General features: G+C 63.1%; 16 protein-coding genes. 7 read left to right on the forward strand and 9 right to left on the reverse strand.

All coding sequences use genetic code 11. The annotated features are described in order from the left end of the window. Positions 1–61 precede the first annotated feature (61 nt). The 5 genes from algK to yaaA form a co-directional block, all read right to left on the reverse strand. The gene (gene algK / locus FXN65_RS05540) at positions 62–1423 is read right to left on the reverse strand and encodes an alginate biosynthesis TPR repeat lipoprotein AlgK (RefSeq protein ID WP_151132089.1); all 1362 of its coding nucleotides are present in this window, start codon (positions 1421–1423) and stop codon (positions 62–64) included. 13 nt (positions 1424–1436) lie between these two features. Then, complete coding sequence (locus tag FXN65_RS05545; RefSeq protein WP_151132090.1) at positions 1437–2597, reverse strand: alginate biosynthesis protein Alg44; 1161 nt, start codon at positions 2595–2597, stop codon at positions 1437–1439. 29 nt (positions 2598–2626) lie between these two features. Next, entirely contained in the window at positions 2627–4108 is a 1482-nt protein-coding gene (gene alg8, locus FXN65_RS05550) for a mannuronan synthase (RefSeq protein WP_151132091.1), read from the reverse strand. A 67-nt stretch (positions 4109–4175) separates the two neighbouring features. Next, positions 4176–5486, reverse strand: a complete 1311-nt coding sequence (gene algD / locus FXN65_RS05555) for a GDP-mannose 6-dehydrogenase (RefSeq protein ID WP_151132092.1) — start codon at positions 5484–5486, stop codon at positions 4176–4178. An 834-nt stretch (positions 5487–6320) separates the two neighbouring features. After that, positions 6321–7100, reverse strand: coding sequence for a peroxide stress protein YaaA (yaaA, locus tag FXN65_RS05560; RefSeq protein ID WP_151132093.1), 780 nt, complete (start codon positions 7098–7100; stop codon positions 6321–6323). Positions 7101–7518: 418 nt separating this feature from the next. Between yaaA and FXN65_RS05565 the strand changes: the two genes are divergently transcribed. The 5 genes from FXN65_RS05565 to FXN65_RS05585 all read left to right on the forward strand — a co-directional run bounded on the left by FXN65_RS05565 (position 7519) and on the right by FXN65_RS05585 (position 11235). Then, positions 7519–8910, forward strand: a complete 1392-nt coding sequence (locus tag FXN65_RS05565; RefSeq protein ID WP_151132094.1) for a PhoH family protein — start codon at positions 7519–7521, stop codon at positions 8908–8910. Positions 8911–8991: 81 nt separating this feature from the next. Beyond that, positions 8992–9462: a cyclic pyranopterin monophosphate synthase MoaC gene (gene moaC / locus FXN65_RS05570; protein ID WP_151132095.1), complete on the forward strand. Its 471-nt coding sequence runs from the start codon at positions 8992–8994 to the stop codon at positions 9460–9462. A 2-nt stretch (positions 9463–9464) separates the two neighbouring features. After that, positions 9465–9713, forward strand: a complete 249-nt coding sequence (locus FXN65_RS05575) for a MoaD/ThiS family protein (protein WP_151132096.1) — start codon at positions 9465–9467, stop codon at positions 9711–9713. 1 nt (position 9714) lies between these two features. Continuing rightward, positions 9715–10164: a molybdopterin synthase catalytic subunit MoaE gene (gene moaE / locus FXN65_RS05580; RefSeq protein WP_151132097.1), complete on the forward strand. Its 450-nt coding sequence runs from the start codon at positions 9715–9717 to the stop codon at positions 10162–10164. Positions 10165–10458: 294 nt separating this feature from the next. Continuing rightward, positions 10459–11235, forward strand: coding sequence for an ABC transporter substrate-binding protein (locus FXN65_RS05585; protein WP_151132098.1), 777 nt, complete (start codon positions 10459–10461; stop codon positions 11233–11235). Between the two features lie 271 nt (positions 11236–11506). On the opposite strand, the gene FXN65_RS05590 is transcribed toward FXN65_RS05585, so the two are convergent. The 4 genes from FXN65_RS05590 to FXN65_RS05605 all read right to left on the reverse strand — a co-directional run bounded on the left by FXN65_RS05590 (position 11507) and on the right by FXN65_RS05605 (position 15712). Continuing rightward, positions 11507–12268 (reverse strand): amino acid ABC transporter ATP-binding protein, encoded by a 762-nt coding sequence (locus FXN65_RS05590; protein WP_103102884.1) that lies wholly within the window; start codon positions 12266–12268, stop codon positions 11507–11509. 10 nt (positions 12269–12278) lie between these two features. Continuing rightward, the gene (locus tag FXN65_RS05595) at positions 12279–13376 is read right to left on the reverse strand and encodes an amino acid ABC transporter permease (protein ID WP_151132099.1); all 1098 of its coding nucleotides are present in this window, start codon (positions 13374–13376) and stop codon (positions 12279–12281) included. 10 nt (positions 13377–13386) lie between these two features. Next, on the reverse strand, positions 13387–14574 hold the full coding sequence (locus FXN65_RS05600; protein ID WP_151132100.1) for an amino acid ABC transporter permease: 1188 nt from the start codon (positions 14572–14574) through the stop codon (positions 13387–13389). 109 nt (positions 14575–14683) lie between these two features. After that, a complete protein-coding gene (locus tag FXN65_RS05605) occupies positions 14684–15712 on the reverse strand; it encodes an amino acid ABC transporter substrate-binding protein (RefSeq protein ID WP_151132101.1) in 1029 nt (342 codons plus the stop codon). Positions 15713–16189: 477 nt separating this feature from the next. Between FXN65_RS05605 and FXN65_RS05610 the strand changes: the two genes are divergently transcribed. Together FXN65_RS05610 and FXN65_RS05615 are read left to right on the forward strand one after the other, a co-directional pair. Further along, positions 16190–16849 carry an alpha/beta hydrolase gene (locus FXN65_RS05610; protein WP_151132102.1) on the forward strand — a complete coding sequence of 220 codons (660 nt, stop codon included), beginning with the start codon at positions 16190–16192 and terminating at the stop codon, positions 16847–16849. A gap of 30 nt (positions 16850–16879) precedes the next feature. After that, positions 16880–18781: an acyl-CoA synthetase gene (locus tag FXN65_RS05615; RefSeq protein WP_151132103.1), complete on the forward strand. Its 1902-nt coding sequence runs from the start codon at positions 16880–16882 to the stop codon at positions 18779–18781. The last annotated feature ends 201 nt before the right edge of the window (positions 18782–18982 follow it).

The raw sequence follows: 18982 nt of genomic DNA on the forward strand, positions 1-18982 counted from the left end.
TGCGTTTCATCTCTCTCGTTCCGCGAGCCCCGCTTTTCGCGCTGGAGCTGCGGATGGGAATTCAAAGGCTGCTCATCTGGGTGCCTGGAACCGCGGCGCCGCGGGCTGCGCGTTCTTCACGCAGCAGTTGCTCGGCGCGCGCGCGGTCGGCCGGTGGCAGTTGCTGCGCCACCTGCTGTGCCAGTTCCTGGGCCTGCGGCGTGTTCTTGGGCAGGGCCAGCTGGCTGAAGACGTAGGCATTGACCAGGTTGCGCTGGACGCCCTTGCCCTGGACGTACATCTGGCCGAGGGCGAAGTCGGCGTTGATCTGGCCGTTGCGGGCGGCACTCAGCAGCCGCTCGAGGGCCTTCTGCGGATCGATTTCTCCCAGGTAGCCGCGCAGGTAGATCTGCCCCAGCAGGTAATTGGCGCGGGGTTCGCTCGGCGCGGCGTTCAGCAGGTGCTCCTCGGCCTTCTTCGGGTCCAGCGGCACCAGCTTGCCTTCGTAGTAGAGGCGTCCCAGCAGCAGTTCGGCCTGGGGGAGGGACGCGGCGCGGCCTTTCTCCAGATAACCCAGCAGCTGTTCGGTATCGCCCTGGCCCGGGTAGTCGTAGAGCAGCTTGGCCAGGCTGACCCAGGCGGCGGGGTAGGTGGGCGCCACGGCTTCCAGGAGCTCCTTGGCCTTGCCGTCGTCCGGCTTGCCAAGGTCGGCGTCGGCCAGCACGTTGGCCACCGAGTCCACGCGCTGGGCCGGAATGCGCCCGGTGCGGTAGCCGGCCATCATCTGCTCCAGCAGCTTCTGCTGGGCATCGGCGTTGCCCTGCTTCTGGTAGACGGTGGCCAGTTCGACGTAGCAGACATCGGCCTGGGCCAGGTTGCGGGTGCAGATCTGTTCGATCTCGCCCAGGTGCTGATCGTAGGTGCCCTGGGTGCGATAGAAGAGGATCTGCGCCAGCTCGGCCTGGGTGTGGCCCTCGGCACGCCACTTGGCGATGCGCGCCGGCACGTTCACCTCGGGGAAGTCCTGCGGGTACTGCAGGTAGAGCATCACCAGCGGCAGCAGGCTGCTTTCTTCTCCGGCGGCGAAGGACTCTTCCAGCAGCTGCGCGGTCTCGCGGCGCTCGGCCGGGCTCAGCTCGGCCTTGCGTGCCAGCAGCTTGCCCAGGCGCGCCTTGGCGCGGGGCGACTGGTCCATGGCCTGGCGATAGGTCTGCTCGGCCTTGGCGAGCTGTTCAGGGTCGCCGCTGGCCACCTGCAGGTCGGCCAGGCCGACAGCAGCGTCGGCATAGCCGAGATCGGCCAACTGGCGGAAGTTCTGCTCGGCGGTGGCGTTGTCACCGCTCTTCAGGGCTTCGCGGGCGAGGCGCTCGTCGGGCAGGCCGGCGCAGCCGGCCAGGGCGACGGCGGCGGCCAGCAGCAGAACGGGAGTAGCGTGATGGGCCATGGCGGTGCCCTCCTCAGAAACCTGTCGCCAGGGCGCGATCGATCAGCCAGTCGAGGGACGGGCCGCGATCGACGCTGACTTCCACCGGCTGGCCGGCGAGGGTGCTGGGCAGCGGCTCGTCGGGCTGGATGGTGGCGCGGATGTCAGCGGACATGCTGCCGTCGTGCAGGTTGCTGCTGAGGATCTTGCCGTGGCGTACCTGGTCCTCGCCGGCCACCTGGAAGGTGACGCGGGCGCCGGGCCTGGCCTGGGCGATGTTGCGGAACGGGAAGCGCGCCTGGACGGTGGCCTGGGTGTCCTGGGGGACCAGTTCGAAGATCACGTCGCCCTTGCTGGCGAACTGGCCGTCGGCCACGAGCTGGCGGGCGATCTTGCAGTTGCAGGGGCTGGTGAGGGTGCCCTTCATCTGCTTGCCGAAGAGTTCTTCGACGTTCTTCGGGGTGAGCTGGTCGTCGGTCAGGTGGCCCTTGAGCATCTCCAGCATGGTGGCGCTGAAGGAAGCGATGGGGGCGCCTTTCTCCACGCTGGCATCGGCGCTCACCAGACTCTGCACGGTGCCTTCACGGGGCATGGTGACCTGCATGGACGGCACCGCCACCATGGCCGAATCGGCATGGGTGACGAAGTACAGGCCGTACAGCGAATTGAGGATGTAGCCGAAGGCACCGACCCCGACGACGAAGATGCCGGCACTGAGGCCGACCGCCTTCAGGCGCGCCAGCGGACCCATGCCGCCGCCCGCGCCGCCCTTGCGCGGCTTGGTGAAGTTCTCGCGCTGCAGGGTGTTGAGCAGGTCGCCGGCGCTGACCAGTTCGCCGGAAAGATGGGCACTGATCAGGTAGCGCAGGGTGGCGATATCGCGCGGCTGCAGGTTGTGGAAGACGCAGCCGACGCGCTCGTTGCGCGCATCCACGGCACGCACCTGGAACTCGATGTCCAGGCCGAGGCTGAGGCCGTCGATCTGGAACATCAGGCGGCCCTTGTGGTGGTCTCCGATGGTGGAGCCGGAGCGCCCGCCGGTGAAGGCGAAGCCGCCGGCGGAGACGTCCAGCAGCGACGCTTCGAAGCGTTCGCCGCGAGCGATATAGCGGACTTTGCCGGGGATCTTCACCCGCGCGTGCTGGCGCTGGGCTTCGGATTCATGCACCACATTGAGATTGACGGCTGTATTCATGGCTTCGATTCCTGTCAGGTTCCTTGTGCTCACACGATCGCCAGCAGCGTGGCGATGAATACGCTTGTTGCGGAGAAGGTCATGGCGCGTGAGGACCAGGTGTTGAACCAGCGCGAGAAGCTGGCGAGGTCACGGTTGAGCTTGGTGTTCTGGCGGGTCCAGGACTGCTGGTCGAGGCGGAAGAAGACGTAGATCTTCACCAGGGCCCCGACGATCTGGTTGTAATAGAGGATCAGCGGGTAGGCCGGCCCGATCCGGTGCCCGGTTATGCTGAGCAGCAGGGTCAGGACGAAGCGGGTGAGGCCGATCCACAGCAGGTACACCAGCAGGTAGGCGATGCTGTACTTCAGGCTGGCGATGATGGCCACGGCCAGGCCCAGCAGGCAGGTCCACATCGACGCGCGCTGGTCGGCGAGCACCACGGTGGTGAACCAGCCGAGGCGGCGCGGGCCCAGTGCCAGGGCACGGGAGTTCTGCCGCAGGTTGTTGCCGTACCAGCGGAACATCAGCTTGCGGCTGGCCTTGATGAAGCTCTTCTCCGGCGGGTGCTCGACCGTGTTGATCGCCGCATCCGGCACGTAGAAGGTGTCGTAACCCAGGCGCATCAGGCTGTACCAGCTGGACTTGTCGTCACCGGTGAGGAACTGGAAACGCCCCAGGCGCCAGTGGTCCAGGTGATCGCTTTCCACGTCGGCGATGAAGTCCGGATCGGTCACCACGCTGGCACGGAACACCGACATCCGCCCGGTCATGGTCAGCACGCGCTTGGACAGCGCCATGGAGCACATGTTGAGGTGGCGCTGGGCGAAGCGCAGCTTGTGCCACTCGCTCATGATGTAGCTGCCGCGCACCTCGCAGAACTCGTTGGTGGTCAGGCCGCCGACATTCGGGAAGAGCTTGAACCAGGGCACGGTCTTCCTCACCACGCCTTCAGCCAGCACGGTGTCGCCGTCGATCACAGCCACCACCGCATTGGCGTCCGGCAGTTGCCGGGAGATGGCGCGGAAGCCATAGGCCAGGCCATCGCGCTTGCCGGTTCCGGGAATGCGCACGAAGTCCAGCTTGACCCGCGGCGGCGGTGCCAGCTTGGTCCAGAGGTTCTTCACCAGCAGCTCATCGGACAGCTCGACGATGGAGCAGACCACGGTGGTCGGGTAGCCGCAGTCGATGGCTTCCTGGATCACCGAGCGGTAGACCATGGCGGTGGTCAGGGCCTCGATGCGGAAGCTCGTCACCATGAGGAACACATGGGACGGGTCCGCCGCGTTGCCGAGCTTGGCCAGGCGCCGCTTGTACCAGGGGTAGACGAAGTAGAGGAACAGCGTGCCGCGCGCGAAGTGCAGGGCGCCCATGGAGTAGCGCCAGATGCCCACGGCCCCGATCAGCAGCAGGAAATGCTTGGAATCGGGATCGAAGACGGACTTGGGCAGTGCCAGTGCCAGCAGCATCAGCGCGATGAGGTAGAACAGCCAGCCCGAGGCTTCGAGCAGGCCACCTTTGATTTTTTCCATTGGGATGATCGTCCTGTACTGGTCGTTCTGGGCCTGCCTCCTCCCGCAACGGGAGGAGGCAGGGCGCTTACCAGCAGATACCCTCGGCATTGCCTTGGGTGCCCTTGGGCATGAAGCCCACCAGGTCGATTACCTGCTTGCCGGCGGGAGCCTGTTGCGCCAGCGGGGCGAACAGCTCGTCGCGGTTGCCCAGGACGATGATGTCGGCCTTGTCCACCACGGCGTCGAAGTTGCTGTTGAGCAGCGAGGACACGTGGGGGATCTTCGACTCGATGTAGTCCTTGTTGGCGCCGTAGACACGGGCGTACTCGACGTTGCGGTCGTAGATGCTGAGGTCGTAACCCTTGCCGATCAGCATCTCGGCCAGCTCCACCAGCGGGCTTTCGCGCAGGTCGTCGGTACCGGCCTTGAACGACAGCCCGAGCAGGGCGACGCGGCGCTTGTCATGGCCGGCGATGATGTCGAAGGCCTTCTGCACCTGGCCGGCGTTGCTGCGCATCAGTGAGCCGATCAGCGGGGAGTCCACGTCCAGGGAGGTGGCGCGGTAGTTCAGCGCGCGCACGTCCTTGGGCAGGCAGGAGCCGCCGAAGGCGAAGCCCGGGCGCATGTAGTACTTGGACAGATTGAGCTTGTGGTCCTGGCAGACCACGTCCATCACTTCACGACCATCGACGCCGACGGCCTTGGCGATGTTGCCGATCTCGTTGGCGAAGGTGACCTTGGCCGCGTGCCAGACGTTGCAGGTGTACTTGATCATCTCGGCCACTTCGATGTCCTTGCGGATGATCGGGGCGTCGAGTTCGCGGTACAGGGTTTCCAGAACGTCGCCGGCGGCCTTGTCCAGTTCGCCGATAACGGTCATGGGCGGGTAGTCGTAGTCCTTGATCGCGGTGCTCTCGCGCAGGAACTCGGGGTTCACGGCGACGCCGAAGTCCACGCCGGCCTTCTTGCCCGAGCAGTCTTCGATGATCGGGATCACCACGTTCTTCACGGTGCCCGGCAGCACGGTGCTGCGTACGACCACGGTGTGGCGTTCGGCCTTGTCGCGCAGGGCGAAGCCGATTTCGCGGCAGACGCCTTCGATGTAATCCAGCGACAGGTCGCCGTTCTTCTTGCTCGGGGTGCCGACGCAGATGAAGGACACCTGGGTATCGCGAACGGCACCGGCGACATCGGTCGTACCGCGCAGGCGGCCCGTCTTCACGCCCTGTTGCAGAAGTTCTTCAAGGCCCGGCTCGACAATTGGCGATTTGCCACTGTTGATCAGGTCTATTTTGGTCTGAGAGACATCGACACCGATAACTTCATGACCACGAGCAGAGAGGCAGCCGGCGCACACTGCACCAACATAGCCCAAACCAAAGATGCTGATTCGCATCGTATTCACCTCGTCCTTTCAGCACGCTGTTTAATATGTGACGTAAGTGTCACTTCCGTTTGCACCGTTATGTCGCAAATGCAACTTTGCAGTGCACAGGCATGATTAATACCGGACGCCAAATTTAGGGCGCCTGAACTGGGTATGTGGTATTGCTTACCCGGGTAGAGTCCTGAGCTGATCACCGCGAAGGCTCTGGCTCGTTGGTTTTGTCCAGTAGGTCGAGTTTGTTGCGCTTCTCCTTAATAAACTTCTTTGGTTTTCACCAGATAAAAACTATCCCTCGGCTTTACGCCGATAGTTATCCAGGCAGTTTTAATTCACACAGAAATATCGTGTGAGGAATTTAGGTGTCGGGGGTATGAGTATCTGCGTTTTCGGATAGTTCCTACCGTTCGTCCCCGGTTTGCTTTATTGCGGAATCGTGACTGCGCATGATTCCGTCCTGACGGAATGCTCAGAGTTTTGCGGTTCTAAAAAAGTTCCTGATAGTGCAAATTGCATTTTTTTCATGATTGCATTTTGCAAGTTGGCCACTACTCGAAGTTAAGTTGGCCAGTATCTGAAACTCAGTTTTGAAGGCCAAATGATCTTGAAGTGATATTGGATTCCGGATTTGAAGGCCGGATATGCGGAACATATGTGCCAGGTTGGGCCGGTGATCGCTGCTGGCGGGAGGAGAGTCATTTGTCGATTGCTGATGGGGCGGTGAATCGACAGGTGGGCACCGGGAATTGTCGTGTGTTCCAGGTGTCGTGGGTTGGTATGGGTGGCAGACCACGCATGCGCCCCCCAAAAAACGAAAACCCCGCCGTTCGGCGGGGTTTTCTCATTTCACTCCTGCGGTTCGTCGCGCAGGAATACCAGACTGTCCGGTTTGGAGTGCTCCACCGAGTAGCGGTAGCCCTGGTAGTTGAAGTCCTTGAGGCCTTGCGGGTCCTGCAGGCGCTCCTTGATCACGTAGCGGGCCATCAGGCCGCGGGCCTTCTTGGCGTAGAAGCTGATGATCTTGTACTGGCCGTTCTTCAGGTCCTTGAACTCGGTGTCGATGATGCGGGCGTTCAGCGCCTTGCGCTTCACCGAGCTGAAGTATTCGTTGGAGGCCAGGTTGAGCAGGATGTCGTCGCCCTGGGCCGCCAGGGCGTCGTTCAGCCAGCCGCTGATGCGATCACCCCAGAAGGCGTAGAGGTCCTTGCCACGGGCGTTGGCCAGCTTGGTGCCCATTTCCAGGCGGTAGGGCTGCATGAGGTCCAGCGGGCGCAGCAGGCCATAGAGGCCGGAGAGCATGCGCAGGTGCTGCTGGGCGAAGTCGAAGTCGGCTTCGCTGAAGTCTTCGGCGTTGAGGCCGGTGTAGACGTCACCCTTGAAGGCCAGCAGGGCCTGCTTGGCGTTGTCGGGGGTGAAATCCGGGTGCCAGCTGCCGTAGCGCGCGGCGTTCAGGCCGGCGAGCTTGTCGGACAGGTGCATCAGCTCGGCGATCTGCGCGGGGCTGAGGTCACGCAGTTGCTGGATCAGTTCCTGGGCATGGTCGAGGAACTCCGGCTGGGTGAAGCGCGAAGTGGCCGGCGGGGTCTCGTAGTCCAGGGTCTTGGCAGGGGAAATCACCAACAGCATCGAATCGTCTCCTTCGGGAACGGGGCGATTCTAGGGATTTGTGTTGGTTGGCTCCACCTATCCCGCCGATAGGCAGGCTGGATTCAGGAACGGGATGACCGCCCAGGGTGGAAAAATCGGGGAATTTCGGGGGAGGGGACTTTCGACTTTAACGGGCAACCCCCTACGCGCCAAGGGGTTTTTGTCGCACTGTGAAAAAAGACTCGTACAGGCAAAAAAGTTCTTTTTTCTGTCATCCCGAATGGAGTAAAAAAAATACAGACCGCCGAACCCTGCAGACAGGTGGCGGCCATAGGCCCTCACCTTGTTGGCTCCATCCTCTACCCGGCATGACCCGGAGCGGGGAGGTCGGCGGTCCCCCGCGGCGGAGCGCCTGTCTGGCATTCCGTCGCCTGGCCCTATAAGAAGGTGACCGAGTATGGATGACCACGGACGCTCCCGCCCTACCGCTCCAACCTTGTACGCGCTCGACACCAACGTCCTGATCCACGATCCCAACGCCTTGTTCAACTTCCAGGAACACCACGTGGCCATTCCGATGACCGTGCTGGAGGAACTGGACAAGCTCAAGACCGGCAAACAGGGCGTTGCCGCTGAATGCAGGCAGGCCATCCGTAACATCGACAAGATCCTCAGTGGTGCCACCCCCGAGGAAGTGGAGCACGGTGTACCCATCCAGCGAGAGAAGAGCGGCCCTTGCGGCTTTCTCTCGATTCTCATGAGCAAGCGCGCAGCTCCGATCACCTGGCTGCCCGAAGACCTCAACGACAACAAGATCATCAACCAGCTGGTGGAACTGAAGAGCCGCAAGCCGGGGATGGCCGTGGTGCTGGTGACCAAGGACATCAACATGCGCCTGAAGGCGCGAGCCTGCGGGATCGACTCGGAGGACTACCACACCGACCAATTGGTGGACGACGTCTCCCTGCTGTCCCGTGGCTACCACGATATGCCGGGTTCATTCTGGGACCGCGTGAGCACGGTGGAGACGCGCCAGGACCATGGTCGCACCTGGCACCGGGTACAGCTCACCGACAACCTTCCTGCCGTGCACGTCAACGAGTTCATCGTCGACGAGCAGGGTTTCGTCGGCTGGATCAAGGGCATCAAGGCCGATGAGCTGCTGATCCTCGACCTGCATCAGGAACCGCTGCTGCACCAGGAAGCCTGGGGCCTGCGTCCGCGGGACGTTTACCAGGCGCTGGCGCTCTACGCGCTGCTGGATCCGGATATCCACCTGGTCAACCTCAGTGGCGCGGCGGGTTCGGGCAAGACCATCCTGGCGCTGGCCGCGGCCATCGAGCAGACCATGGTCAGCAAGCGCTACCGCCGTATCATCGCCACCCGCAGCGTGCAGGGGCTGGACCAGGAGATCGGTTTCCTGCCCGGTACCGAGGCGGAGAAGATGGAACCCTGGCTGGGGGCGATCACCGACAACCTGGAAGCCCTGCACATGGATGACGAGAACACCCATGGAAGCGTCGACTACATCCTCAGCAAGGTGCCGCTGCAGTTCAAATCCCTGAACTACATCCGCGGCCGCAGCTTCCAGCAGAGCCTGATCATCATCGACGAATGCCAGAACCTGACGCCGCACCAGATGAAAACCATCATCACCCGCGCCGGTACTGGCTCCAAGGTGATCTGCCTGGGCAACCTGGCGCAGATCGACACTCCCTACCTTTCCGCGCCGAGTTCCGGCCTGACCTACCTGACCGAACGCTTCAAGGACTTCCCCCACGGCGTGCACATCACCCTTCAGGGCGTGCCGCGTTCCGTGCTGGCCGAGTTCGCCGAAGCCCATATGTGACCTCAGTATCCCGCCGGGCGGCAGCTGCCGCCCGGTGCGGGTTTCTGTATACAATCTGTCTCCTGTCCAAGGAGACGTGCAGTGCTTACCCATCTCGATTCCCAAGGCCGCGCCAACATGGTCGACGTCACCGACAAGGCGGTGACCTCCCGTGAAGCGACGGCTGAAGCCCGTGTGCGCATGCGCCCGGAAACCCTCGCCATGATCCAGGCCGGCGGCCACCCCAAGGGCGATGTGTTCGCCGTGGCGCGCATCGCCGGCATCCAGGCGGCGAAGAAGACCTCCGATCTCATTCCCCTGTGTCACCCGCTGATGCTCACCAGCGTCAAGGTAGAGCTGGAGGCGGAAGGGGATGACTGCGTGCGCATCGTCGCCCGCTGCAAGCTGGCCGGGCAGACCGGCGTGGAGATGGAGGCGCTGACCGCCGCCAGCGTCGCCGCCCTGACCCTCTACGACATGTGCAAGGCGGTGGATCGCGGCATGACCATCGAAAACGTACGCCTGCTGGAAAAGCTGGGCGGCAAGAGCGGCCACTACCAGGCCGGGGAGTAATGATGATTCGCGTGCAGTATTTCGCCCGTTACCGTGAAGCGCTCGGCATTGAAGGCGAGCAGCTCAGCTGGGACTCGGCGTTCGCGAAACTGGATGACCTGCGCCAGCACCTGCTGGCCCGTGGCGGCGTGTGGGAAGTGCTCGCCGAACAGAACCTGATGTGCGCCCGCAACCAGGAGCTGTGCAGCCTGGACGAGGCCCTCGCCGATGGCGACGAAGTCGCCTTCTTCCCCACGGTCACAGGAGGCTGAGATGGCCATTCGCGTGCAGGAAGGCGCTTTCGATCCCGGTGTTGAACTCAACGCGCTGCACGCGGCCAACGTCGGCATTGGCGCCGTGGTCGGGTTCGTTGGCTACGTGCGCGACTTCAATGACGGCCAGGAAGTGGCGGGGATGTTCCTCGAACATTACCCGGGCATGACCGAGAAGGCCCTGGAGAAGATCGGGGCAGAGGCACGGGAACGCTGGCCGCTGCTCAACGTGGAGATACTCCACCGCGTTGGCCGCCTGGAACCGGGCGAGCCCATCGTCTTCGTCGGCACCGCCAGTGCCCATCGCCAGGCAGCGTTCGACGCGTGCAACTTCATCATGGACTTCCTCAAGACCCGCGCGCCCTTCTGGAAGAAGGAAGACACTGCCGAAGGCCCACGCTGGGTGGAAGGGCGGTGCAGCGACAAGGCCGCCGCCGAGCGTTGGGAATAATCCGAGTGCGGATTGCTTTTCCTGTGGGGGTGAATTCATTTGCCCCCCAAAAGATTCCGAACAAGCCTGGCCATTGCCGGGCTTTTTCATGGGTAATTGACGATCTGTACATTTGAGTCCAGTATGGACTCATAAGTACAAGTTAGCGGCATCCATGATGATCCTCAGCCAGCTACCCACCTCATTCCCATCCCGGCCGTCCATGGCCGTGTCTTCTTCTGCCTCGCAAACCCATTCCGAACCTGCTCGTCCTATCCTGTGGCGGGCATCCATCCGTACTGCGGGAGTCGCACCATGAAGAAACTCGTTCTGCTGGGCAGCCTTGCCCTGAGCCTGCTTGCCTCCAGCGTTTTCGCCGCTGACAAGCCCCTGCGCATTGGCATCGAGGCCGCCTATCCGCCCTTCGCCTTCAAGACGCCGGACGGCCAGATCTCTGGCTTCGACTACGACATCGGCAATGCCATGTGCGAAGAGATGAAAGTGAAGTGCCAGTGGATCGAGCAGGAATTCGATGGCCTGATTCCTTCCCTGAAGGTGAAGAAGGTGGACGCCGTGCTGTCGTCCATGACCATCACCGATGAGCGCAAGAAGTCCGTCGACTTCACCGGCAAGTACTACTACAGCCCGGCGCGTCTGGTGATGAAGAAGGGCAGTGTGGTCGACCCCGAGTTCAAGAGCCTGGTGGGCAAGACCATCGGCACCCAGCGCTCAACCACCACTGACCGCTTCGCTGCCGAGGTACTGGAGCCCAAGGGTGTGAAGGTGGTGCGTTACAGCACCCAGAACGAGATCTACCTGGACGTCTTGTCCGGCCGACTGGATGGCGTGCTGGCCGACGTCTTCCCGCTCAACGAAGGCTTCCTCAAGACCGAGAACGGCAAGGGCTACGAGTTCGTCGGTCCGGTGCTGAACGATCCGAAGTACTTCGGCGAGGGTGCCGGTATCGCCGTGCGCAAGGGCGATAACGAGCTGCGCGAGAAGTTCAACAACGCCATCAAGACCCTGCGCGAGAACGGCAAGTACCAGGCGATCCAGGCCAAGTACTTCGACTTCGATATCTACGGCGAGTGATCGATCTGCCGCTGGGAAGAAGCCGCGCGAATGCGCGGCTTCTTCGTTCTGGTGTGCGGCTGATGCTTTCGTACTGGTGGCGCGGGGGGAAATGCTGGGGTTCGCTTCCCTCTGCGCCAGCCTGCGAAAGGGCGTTCGAAGGCGCGTTCTTGTTCATCACGTAGGATGGATGGAGCGCAGCGATACCCATCGATTGCCAGTGCAGGTCGATGGAAGCCACGAATGAAAAAGGGAGCCCGAAGGCTCCCTTTCTCGTTGCGGCGAACGGCTGTCAGTGCAGGATCTGCCCGAGGAACAGCTTGGTCCGCTCGTTCTGCGGGTTGTCGAAGAAGGCGTTGGGCTCGTTCTGTTCCACGATCTCGCCCTTGTCCATGAAGATCACCCGGTTGGCCACGGTGCGGGCGAAGCCCATCTCGTGGGTCACGCAGAGCATGGTCATGCCGTCGTGGGCCAGGCCGATCATGGTGTCGAGCACTTCCTTCACCATTTCCGGGTCAAGCGCCGAGGTGGGTTCGTCGAAGAGCATGATCTTCGGCTTCATGCACAGGGCGCGGGCGATGGCCACGCGCTGCTGCTGGCCGCCGGAGAGCTGGCCCGGGAACTTGTTCGCCTGCTCCGGAATGCGCACGCGCTCCAGGTAGTGCATGGCGATTTCCTCGGCCTGGCGCTTGGGCATCTTGCGTACCCACATCGGCGCCAGGGTGCAGTTCTGCAGCACGGTGAGGTGCGGGAACAGGTTGAAGTGCTGGAACACCATGCCCACTTCGCTGCGGATCGCCTCGATGTGCTTGAGGTCGCTGGTCAGCTCGGTGCCGTCGACAATGATGCGGCCTTGCTGGTGCTCTTCCAGGCGATTGATGCAGCGGATGGTGGTGGACTTGCCGGAACCGGACGGACCGCAGAGGACGATGCGCTCGCCCTGCTGCACGTCGAGGTTGATGTCCTTCAGCACGTGGAACTGGCCATACCACTTGTTCACGCCCTGCAGGCGGATGATCGGCTCGCCGGCTACTTTCTTGCTTGCTTCAGTCATGGGATGACTCCTAACGCTTGTGGCTGGTGTCCAGCTTGCGCTCCAGGCTCATGGAGTAGCGGGACATGCCGAAACAGAAGATCCAGAACACCAGGGCGGCGAAGACGTAGCCTTCGGTAGCCATGCCCAGCCAGGCCGGGTCGGTGGTGGCTTGCTTGATGCTGTTGAGCAGGTCGAACAGGCCGATGATGATCACCAGGCTGGTGTCCTTGAACAGCGCGATGAAAGTGTTGACGATGCCGGGGATCACCAGCTTCAGGGCTTGCGGCAGGATCACCAGGCCCATCATTCGCCAGTACCCCAGGCCCATCGCCGCAGCGGCTTCGTACTGGCCCTTGGGGATGGCCTGCAGGCCGCCACGCACCACTTCGGCGATATAGGCCGACTGGAACATGATCACGCCGATCAGCGCCCGCAGCAGCTTGTCGAAGGACAGGCCTTCAGGCAGGAACAGCGGCAGCATCACCGATGACATGAACAGCACGGTGATCAGCGGAACACCACGCCAGAACTCGATGAAGGTCACGCAGATGACCTTGATCGCCGGCATGTTCGAACGCCGTCCCAGGGCCAGCAGGATGCCCAGCGGCAGCGCGCCGACGATACCCACCGAGGCAATCACCAGGGTCAGCATCAGGCCGCCCCATTGGCTGCTGGACACGGTGCTCATGCCAAGGAAGCCGCCGTGCAGCAGCCAGTAGGCCAGGATCGGGTAGATCACCAGGAAGCTCAGGCCGTACACCGCCTTGTGCGAAAAGCGCGGGATGAACAGCGGCGCAGCGCCGATGATGGCGATCCATACTGCCAGGTCCACTCGCCAGCGCAGGGCTTCGGGGTAGAAACCGTACATGAACTGCGAGAAGCGCATCTTGATGAAGACCCAGCAGGCGCCTTCGCTGGTGCAGTCGGCGCGGGTGCTGCCGTTCCAGTCGGCCTGCAGGAAGGCCCACTTGATCAGCGGCGGCAGGACCAGCCACACCAGGTAGATGGCGAACAGGGTCAGCAGGGTGTTGAACCAGTTCGAGAAGAGGTTGGCGCGCAGCCAGCCCAGTACACCGACGCTCAACCGGGGTGGCGGCTGGTCGGGCTTGAATACGTGTGTCGTCATGGTTCGCCCCTTACCGCTCGACTAGCGCAATGCGCTTGTTGTACCAGTTCATCAGCAGGGAAATGCTGATGCTGATGGCCAGGTAGACGCTCATGGTGATGGTGACCACCTCGATCGCCTGGCCGGTCTGGTTCAGCACCGTACCGGCGAACAGCGAGACCATGTCCGGGTAGCCGATGCCGGCCGCCAGGGACGAGTTCTTGGTCAGGTTCAGGTACTGGCTGGTGAGCGGCGGGATGATCACACGCAGGGCCTGCGGGATGATCACCAGGCGCAGGGTCTTGGCGGCGGGCAGGCCGAGCGAGCGTGCGGCTTCGGTCTGGCCATGGCTGACCGCCTGGATGCCGGAACGCACGTTCTCGGCGATGAACGCCGCGGTGTACACGGTCAGCGCCAGGGTCAGGGCGATCAGTTCCGGAATCACCACCCAGCCGCCGCGGAAGTTGAAGCCTTGCAGCTCCGGAATGCTCCACTCGAAAGGCCGGCCGAAGACCAGCGCGACCAGGCCGGGAATCACCACCAGCAGCGCGATCGAGGTGATCAGTACCGGGAAGCGCTGGCCGGTGGCCTCACGCTTGACCTTGGCCCAGCGGGCGACGGCGATGATCGCCAGCAGCACCAGTACCAGACTGACCAGGAAGGGCGTGAAGCCGTCGGCAATGGTCGGCGCCGGCATGTACAGGCCGCGGTTGTTGAGGAAGAAGTGCTCGCCGATGGCCAGGCTCTGGCGCGGCCCCGGCATGGGCAGCATCACCGCGAAGTACCAGAAGAAGATCTGCAGCAGCGGCGGGATGTTGCGGAAGGTCTCGATGTAGACAGTCGCCAGCTTGCGGATCAGCCAGTTCGGCGACAGCCGTGCCACGCCCAGGAGGAAACCGAGGATGGTGGCGAAGAAGATGCCGATGCCCGAGACCAGCAGCGTGTTGAGCAGACCGATGACGAAAACGCGGCCGTAGCTGTTGCTTTCGTTGTAATCGATCAGGTGTTGGGAAATCCCGAAGCCGGCGCTCTGTTCAAGGAAATCGAAGCCGGACAGGATGCCGCGCTGTTGCAGGTTGTGCTGGGTGTTCTGGAACAGGTACCAGCCCAGTGCCACGACCGCGATGACGGCGATTATCTGGAATAGCCACGCACGTGCCTTGGGATCGGTCCAGACCGAACCTTTCGGGGCACGCGGGGCGTTGGCAGGTTTTTGCATGACAGCCCTCTGGGAACCGCTGGCCGGCCGGATGGGGGACGGCGGCCAGGGTTCGCGTTGAAACGGAACTCGAACCCGGCGGCCACTTCATGCGGCCGCCGGGCGACGGTCAGCGCACCGGCGGTGCGTATTGCAGACCGCCCTTGTTCCACAGGGCGTTGAGACCGCGCTCGATCTTCAGCTCGCTACCGGCACCGATGTTGCGATCGAAGATTTCACCGTAGTTGCCGACTTGCTTGACGATTTGCACCGCCCAGTCCTTCGGCAGCTTCAGGTCCTTGCCGAACTCGCCTTCAGTGCCCAGCAGACGAGCAATGTCGGGGTTCTTGGTGGTCTTGGCCTGTTCTTCGACGTTCTTCGAGGTCAGACCCAGTTCTTCTGCGTTGAGCATGGCGAACAGGGACCAGCGCACGATGTCGAACCACTCCTCGTCACCCTGGCGCACGGCTGGGCCGAGGGGCTCCTTGGAAATCACTTCCGGCAGCACCACGTACTCGTCCGGAGCGGCCAGCTTGATGCGCTGTGCATAGAGCTGGGACTGGTCGGAGGTCAGCACGTCGCAACGACCGGACTCCAGCGACTTGGCGCTCTCGTCGGAGGTGTCGTAGGTGATGGGGGTGTACTTCAGGTTGTTGGCGCGGAAGTAGTCGGACAGGTTCAGCTCGGTGGTGGTGCCGGCCTGGATGCACACGGTGGCGCCATCGAGTTCCTTGGCGCTGGATACGCCGAGCTTCTTGTTCACCAGGAAGCCCTGGCCGTCGTAGTAGGTCACGCCGGTGAAGTTCAGGCCCATGGCAGCATCACGGGAGCTGGTCCAGGTGCTGTTGCGCGAAAGGACGTCGACTTCGCCGGACTGCAGCGCGGTGAAACGTTCCTTGGCGGTCAGGGGGCTGAATTTGACCTTGCTGGCGTCGCCGAACACGGCGGCGGCAACTGCGCGGCAGACGTCAACGTCGATGCCCTTGTAGTTGCCCTTGCCGTCGGCATAGGAGAAGCCCGGGAGGCCGTCACTGATGCCGCATTGCACGAAGCCTTTCTTCTTCACCGCGTCCAGGGTGGCGCCCGCCTGCGCGAAACCGCTGACACCGAGAACGGTTGCCGCGGTCAGCACGGCCAGGGTGGATTTCACCATCTTCATTAAAACCTCCAGTTGCTTTTATTGGTGTTGGAGTCTCGATCCCACCGCCGTACCCTCGTGAGGCAGGTTCAACCCTTTATGCACTGGAAAGGGTCAACCGGGGTGTCGGACCTAAGGAAGGAGTCTAGTTGGCGCTGCTCCGCTCGCCACCAGACCTTTCCCTGCCCATTGGTCAAATGGGCTGGAGACGGATTTGCGCCCGCCCTCGCATCAGAAATGATGCCAGGTGACCGCCTGCAAGGCCTCGGCCGGAGCCGCTGCCCAACCCGTTGCACACCGGGCAAGTGTTACCGTGCCACGGCTGTGTTTCAGTGAGTTGCTGGTTAGCAAAGGCCGTACCAGCAAGACGCCAGTAGGCCTATTCGGATAGGTCAATAGGTAAAGTTTTAGCCTTGCGACATCTTTTTCAGTTATCAAACCACCCCTTCTGATGTCATTGCCCCATAACTGTGCAGATGCACCACAACGGAGCCACACATGAGCGACACACTGATCCTGGAGCCCACACATCGCGCCGACGCCTGCGTCATCTGGCTCCACGGCCTGGGCGCGGACCGTTACGACTTCCTGCCGGTGGCCGAGGCGCTGCAGGAAGTGCTGGGTACCACGCGCTTCGTGCTGCCCCAGGCGCCGACCCGCGCGGTGACCATCAATGGCGGCTGGGCCATGCCGTCCTGGTACGACATTCTCGCCATGCGCCCTGAGCGCGCGATCAACGAGGCGCAGCTGGAGGAATCGGCCGAGCAGGTCATGGCGCTGGTGCAGGCGCAGATCGATGGCGGCATCGAGCCCCGCCGCATCATTCTCGCCGGCTTCTCCCAGGGTGGCGCCGTGGTGCTGCACACCGCCTTCCTGCGCTGGGAGGGCGAGCTGGGTGGCGTGCTGGCGCTGTCCACCTACGCGCCCACCTTCGCTGACGAAATGAAACTGTCGGATACAAAACGACAACTGCCGGTCCTTTGCTTGCATGGCACCTTCGACGATGTGGTGCTGCCTGCGATGGGCCGCTCCGCCCACGACCGCCTGGCGGCTGCCGGGGTCCCTGTGGAGTGGCGCGACTATCCGATGGCCCATGAGGTATTGCCGCAGCAGATCCGTGACATCGGCACCTGGCTGGTGGAGCGCCTGCACAACTGACCCCACAACCCGACAGAACAAGAAACGACCATGGCCCAGACCTCCGCTCCGCCCATCGCCAACCTGCGCGACATCGAAGAACTCGAACGCCTTTCGCTGGAAGAACGCGGCATGCCGGACAGCACCTATGAGCTGATCCGCCAGAGCGCCGAGCGCCATCCGCACAAGCGCGCCCTGACCTTCCTGCTCCAGGGCGATGCCGAAGAGGCGCCGTTCGAGCTGACCTATGCACAGCTGCTGGCGCGGGTCACCCAGGCCGCCAACGCCTTCCACCACTTGGGGGTGCGGCCGGGCCAGGCGGTGTCTTTCCTGTTGCCGAACCTGCCCCATACCCATTTCACCATCTGGGGTGGGGAAGCCGCCGGCGTGGTGAATGCCATCAACCCGTTGCTGGAGCCCGAGCACATCGCCGAGCTGGTCCATGCGGCCGACTCCAGGGTGCTGGTGACCCTGGCAGCGTTCCCCGGCACCGATCTCTGGGACAAAGTGGCCGGGCTGCGCGAACGGCTGCCGACGCTTTCGGCCATCGTTACCGTCGACCTCGCCAACCTGTTGCCCGAGCCCCAGCGCAGCGCCATCAAGGCGCAGCGTGGCCCGCTGCCGGAAGGCGTGCTGGACTTCGACGAACTGCTCGACCGGTTCCCCGCCGACCACTTGCAGAGTGGCCGGGTGATCGCGCCGGATGACGTCGCCTCCTACTTCCATACCGGCGGCACCACCGGCACGCCCAAGCTGGCGCCCCACAGCCATCGCAATGAAGTGGCCATGGCGATGATCCTCGCCTACGCCATCAACCTGGGGGAGGGCGACAACACCCTCTGCGGCCTGCCGCTGTTCCACGTGAATGGGGTGATGGTCACCGGCCTCGCCCCGATCTTCGCGGGCGCCGAATTCCTCATCGCCACGCCCCAGGGCTATCGCAATACGCAACTGATCCAGAACTTCTGGAAAGTCATCGAGCGTTATCGGGTGAGTTTCTTCAGTGGCGTGCCGACCATCTACGCGAGCCTGTTGCAGGTGCCGAGCGAGGGGCACGACCTGTCCAGCCTGCGTTATGCCCTGTGCGGCGCCGCGCCCATGCCGGTGGAACTGATCCGCCAGTTCGAGGCCAAGACCGGCCTCAAGCTGATCGAAGGCTATGGCCTGACCGAGGCGACCTGCGGCACCTGCGGCAACCCCGCCCACGGCGAGCGCCGGCCCGGCTCCATCGGCATGCGCATGCCCTATTGCCAGGTGAAGATCGCGGTACTGGACGAGCAGGGGCATTACCTGCGCGATGCCGCGCCGAACGAGATCGGCAACCTCTGCGTGCGCGGCGTGACCGTGTTCAAAGGCTACCTGCAGGCCAGCAAGAACAAGGACATCTGGGTCGACGGCGACTGGTTCAACACCGGCGATCTGGGGCGGATGGACGCCGACGGCTACATCTGGCTCACCGGCCGCAGCAAGGACCTGATCATCCGGGGCGGCCACAACATCGACCCGCAGATGATCGAAGACGCCCTGCACCGCCATCCCGCCGTGGCCATGGCCGCCGCCGTCGGCAAGCCGGACGACAAGGTCGGCGAACTGCCGGTGGCTTATGTGCAGCTCAAGCCCGGCGCCAGCGTCAGCGAGGCCGAACTGCTGGCGCACGCCGCCCGGCATGTGCCTGAGCGCGCGGCGGTGCCCAAGGATGTCTGGATCATCGACGCCATTCCGGTCACCGCCGTGGGCAAGACCTTCAAGCCGACGCTGCGTTTCGACGCCACCCGCCGTGCGCTGGAGCAGGTGCTGGGTGCCATTGCGCCGGGCGTGACGGTGGAAGTGGTCAACGACGACCGCCACGGCCAGGTCGCGGAGATCCGCGTGCCGGGGCTGGATGAGTCGCTTCGGGCGAAGCTGGAAGCGCGCATGGCCGGTTATGCGGTGAGATTCCGTCTGCTGGCCTGAGGCCATCTATACTGGATGTCGAAGGCCGCCTCACGGGGCGGCCTTCTGCTCTGTGCAACATCCGCACTTATCGCGCCTGGCCGTCCGCAGCGGCTCCGGGCATTTTTGCGCGCCTGTAAAACTGTTGCGAAATTGTGGCGAATATCAGTAATCGTCGCGTTCCTTACCGTTATCCTGCCGTCTGTCGGCCCAACTTTAGGT

Source organism: Pseudomonas lalkuanensis (assembly GCF_008807375.1).
GTDB lineage: Bacteria > Pseudomonadota > Gammaproteobacteria > Pseudomonadales > Pseudomonadaceae > Metapseudomonas > Metapseudomonas lalkuanensis.

Coding starts and splice junctions, on each gene's coding strand:
- algK (WP_151132089.1), bottom strand. CDS start 1,423: ATGGCCCATCACGCTACTCCCGTTCTGCTGCTGGCCGCCGCCGTCGCC.
- FXN65_RS05545 (WP_151132090.1), bottom strand. CDS start 2,597: ATGAATACAGCCGTCAATCTCAATGTGGTGCATGAATCCGAAGCCCAG.
- alg8 (WP_151132091.1), bottom strand. CDS start 4,108: ATGGAAAAAATCAAAGGTGGCCTGCTCGAAGCCTCGGGCTGGCTGTTC.
- algD (WP_151132092.1), bottom strand. CDS start 5,486: ATGCGAATCAGCATCTTTGGTTTGGGCTATGTTGGTGCAGTGTGCGCC.
- yaaA (WP_151132093.1), bottom strand. CDS start 7,100: ATGCTGTTGGTGATTTCCCCTGCCAAGACCCTGGACTACGAGACCCCG.
- FXN65_RS05565 (WP_151132094.1), top strand. CDS start 7,519: ATGGATGACCACGGACGCTCCCGCCCTACCGCTCCAACCTTGTACGCG.
- FXN65_RS05575 (WP_151132096.1), top strand. CDS start 9,465: ATGATTCGCGTGCAGTATTTCGCCCGTTACCGTGAAGCGCTCGGCATT.
- moaE (WP_151132097.1), top strand. CDS start 9,715: ATGGCCATTCGCGTGCAGGAAGGCGCTTTCGATCCCGGTGTTGAACTC.
- FXN65_RS05585 (WP_151132098.1), top strand. CDS start 10,459: ATGAAGAAACTCGTTCTGCTGGGCAGCCTTGCCCTGAGCCTGCTTGCC.
- FXN65_RS05590 (WP_103102884.1), bottom strand. CDS start 12,268: ATGACTGAAGCAAGCAAGAAAGTAGCCGGCGAGCCGATCATCCGCCTG.
- FXN65_RS05595 (WP_151132099.1), bottom strand. CDS start 13,376: ATGACGACACACGTATTCAAGCCCGACCAGCCGCCACCCCGGTTGAGC.
- FXN65_RS05600 (WP_151132100.1), bottom strand. CDS start 14,574: ATGCAAAAACCTGCCAACGCCCCGCGTGCCCCGAAAGGTTCGGTCTGG.
- FXN65_RS05605 (WP_151132101.1), bottom strand. CDS start 15,712: ATGAAGATGGTGAAATCCACCCTGGCCGTGCTGACCGCGGCAACCGTT.
- FXN65_RS05610 (WP_151132102.1), top strand. CDS start 16,190: ATGAGCGACACACTGATCCTGGAGCCCACACATCGCGCCGACGCCTGC.
- FXN65_RS05615 (WP_151132103.1), top strand. CDS start 16,880: ATGGCCCAGACCTCCGCTCCGCCCATCGCCAACCTGCGCGACATCGAA.